The organism is Photorhabdus sp. CRCIA-P01 (assembly GCF_003545805.1).
Lineage (GTDB): Bacteria > Pseudomonadota > Gammaproteobacteria > Enterobacterales > Enterobacteriaceae > Photorhabdus > Photorhabdus antumapuensis.
Map to the genome: position 1 here is coordinate 1 of NZ_NMQR01000125.1, position 2,768 is coordinate 2,768.

5 protein-coding genes are annotated in these 2,768 nt (G+C 47.5%); 2 read left to right on the top strand and 3 right to left on the bottom strand.

Features of this window, described 5'->3' with window-relative positions; translation table 11 throughout:
* Positions 1 to 546: CHC2 zinc finger domain-containing protein (locus D3222_RS24075; RefSeq protein ID WP_232832669.1), on the bottom strand; the 546-nt coding region annotated here is incomplete at its 3' end.
* Positions 547 to 647: 101 nt separating this feature from the next.
* Between D3222_RS24075 and D3222_RS24080 the strand changes: the two genes are divergently transcribed.
* Positions 648 to 1,034, top strand: coding sequence for a helix-turn-helix transcriptional regulator (locus tag D3222_RS24080; RefSeq protein WP_118988308.1), 387 nt, complete (start codon positions 648 to 650; stop codon positions 1,032 to 1,034).
* A 102-nt stretch (positions 1,035 to 1,136) separates the two neighbouring features.
* The gene (locus tag D3222_RS24085; protein WP_118988309.1) at positions 1,137 to 1,379 is read left to right on the top strand and encodes a SymE family type I addiction module toxin; all 243 of its coding nucleotides are present in this window, start codon (positions 1,137 to 1,139) and stop codon (positions 1,377 to 1,379) included.
* 43 nt (positions 1,380 to 1,422) lie between these two features.
* Here D3222_RS24085 and cdiI read toward each other — a convergent pair whose 3' ends face one another.
* On the bottom strand, positions 1,423 to 1,776 hold the full coding sequence (gene cdiI, locus D3222_RS24090) for a ribonuclease toxin immunity protein CdiI (protein ID WP_015835484.1): 354 nt from the start codon (positions 1,774 to 1,776) through the stop codon (positions 1,423 to 1,425).
* A partial coding sequence (locus tag D3222_RS24095; RefSeq protein ID WP_232832670.1) for a CdiA family toxin C-terminal domain-containing protein occupies positions 1,773 to 2,768 on the bottom strand: 996 nt, incomplete at its 5' end. The genes D3222_RS24095 and cdiI, both read right to left, overlap by 4 nt.

Genomic DNA, 2,768 nt, shown 5'->3' on the forward strand with positions numbered 1-2,768 from the left:
ACCGCCGATACCGTGATTGCCTGCGTACCCCAGCTTAAAGTGACTGACCAGTTCAGGATGATGCAGTCCGCGTCGTTCCAGCCAGGCTTTGGCTTCCGGTGATGCCAGTAAGTTCTGATGATAAAAATCAACCACCTGATGTAACAGCGCCTGTCCGTCATCGTCCAGATCGGCCAGTTTCGGGCGCGGCAGGGGGGCCGGCTGTAATTCCGGCTGGGCGGCTAAAGAAGAAGCGGCCACCACGGCATTGTCCATGTCCGGCAGCCCGGCCAGCTCCCGCAGCCGGCGGATAGCGATTTGCAGCGTCACCCCTTCCGTTTGTATCACCCAGTCAAGCACCGACCCGGCGGCCCCGCAGCCAAAGCAGTGATACAGGTTTTTGGCCGGTGAGATCACCATTGAAGGGGTTTTCTCATTGTGGAACGGGCAGCGCAGCACATAATCCTCACCGCGTTTTTTCATCGGACGGCCTTGCTTACGCGCCAGCCCCAGCAATGAGACGGACTGCTTTAAGTGAGCCAAATCGGTATCGGGAACGCGGGTCATCGGTTACCTCCTGTAAAAACCTGTCAATAGACATTGTAGTAGCATTAATATGAGACTATAATATAGCCATTGAGTCAAGCAATTAAAAAGGAGGGCTTACAATGCACATCGCATTACCGCATTGGATTTGTGAGGAAGATATGCAACTGTTTGCCAAGCGGCTAAAGGAAGCCAGAGAAGCCCGTAAAATGACACAGGCCAGACTCGCTGAACTGCTCAATGTGGATCGCCGGGTCTATAACCGTTGGGAGCGTGGCGCTTCTGTTCCTCAACTGGATGCCGTGGTCAGGATTGCTCAGGTATTACAAAGTAGCCTAGATGCGCTCGTGGGGCTGGAACCGATGGCACCGCCACAGATACATAATCCCCGTTTACAGGCGCTCGTGACTCAGATGGATTCGTTGTCAGATGAAGATCAGCAGGCGCTGATTGTGTTAATGGACAGTTTGCTTAAACGTTCAAAGATGACGCGGTTACTGACATCGTAGAAAGGATTTGCTACAGAAAAGGCGATTTTATTAACGCAGCATTACCGGGCGGCTACCCGGATAACGCTGCTTACCATCACCAACTATCAGAGGTAGTTAATCATGGCTAACCGCGATTGTAATGCAGCTTGGAAGATTTCAAAAGCCCGGCGCAGCTATAAGGTGGGGTATACCAGTACCCGTCACGAAGACCGCAGCACAGGTATGACCCGTTATTACAGCCAGCATCCCAGTTTGCACCTTAAAGGCAACTGGCTGGAAGAAGCCGGGTTTACCACCGGACAGCCAGTGCAGGTCAGCATTGAGCACGGGCTGTTGATTATTCAGTTGATTGACAGAGACTAACGGCTAAAGGAAAAATCCCAGCTCTCAGGCTGGGATCTTGGTATTAACAAGGTAGCCTGGCTAGTAATGCACTTACCTTGTCTTTATCTTCTGGATGTAATTGAAGATATTTCTCACATGCCAATCTGACATACTCAAAACCGACAGATTCAGGTACGATAATTTCTCCCTCCCATACACCAAACATAATTCCATCAAAGTGATATTCAGGATCTGGATCTTCTAAGTCTGGAAAATGGCAGTATGTTTCATTAATAACAAAACCACATCTGTTAATGATCTTTTCCACACACTCAATTAACCTTTCTGAAAGATTAATTGAGTTAAGAAAATCCTTTATCACCCATTTAGGATCATTATCATAGTCTATCTTTTCAAAGAGATATTCATTCATCATTTCGTCACTGGGAAAAAATTAGTCACTGTCCCTGTTTTTTGGTCTAAATAAACTTGGAACTTAACACCATCTGCGGTTGCCATATACTCTCTTTTACCTGAAGCAATTGCATCATGGTAACCGTTAGCGGCTGCTTTCTGCCCCAATTCTAATATCCTTTTATCACTAAACACTTTCGGGTCATAAACAGTTTTTTCGAGAATTTCCTTTTTATACCCGCCATCAAAATTACCTGCCCTGTCTTTGGTTGGCACTTGATATTTAATATGCGTAATGCCATTCACTGTTCCAGGAGTTTGTGAAACTATTTTCACTCCATTGTCAGAAGCTGCCTTATAAAAAACATCTGCATTGTGTGCCCCTGAAATTCCTTTTTTCTGGCTATAACCATCAAGGGTTGCTAAATGCTTAGGTTGCTCTATCTTAAAGTTTATTCCTTCTGGATAGTTTGTTTTTCCCGCTACCTCAGATTTAGAACCTTTATCAGCATTAGCCTGCTGGCTTTGGTCTGAGTTGATAACTTTTGCACCCGCTTTACTAATTCCGCCTGCAACCCCCGCAGACGCCGCAATCCCCGTCTGCCCCATAATCTTCACGATTTCCTGGGTGGTCTCTTCTGAGCCGCCGGTGACTTGGGCACGATGGAGCACTAAATTGCGGGAGGCATCAATATTCGACATCGCACCCCGTAAATCTGCCCATTCCCGCACTTCTGCCGGTGTGAGGGAATCCAGTCCCTGCATTCTGGCTTTTTCCTGAATTTCGCTCATCCGGGCACTGTAATCACTCTGTAATGCCCGCAGCTCTTTGGCAACAGCAACACATTGCTCTGCACCGGTACAGCTTGTTATTCGTGCCTGAACCTTATCGTATTCTTGGCGATACTTATCCCTGACAGTCGTACGGCAACTACTATCTCCCTGACAGTTGACCAGTTCCTCGCTCCTCGAATGATTCTGGTCAACGCTTAAGTGATTATTCTCCACAACAAC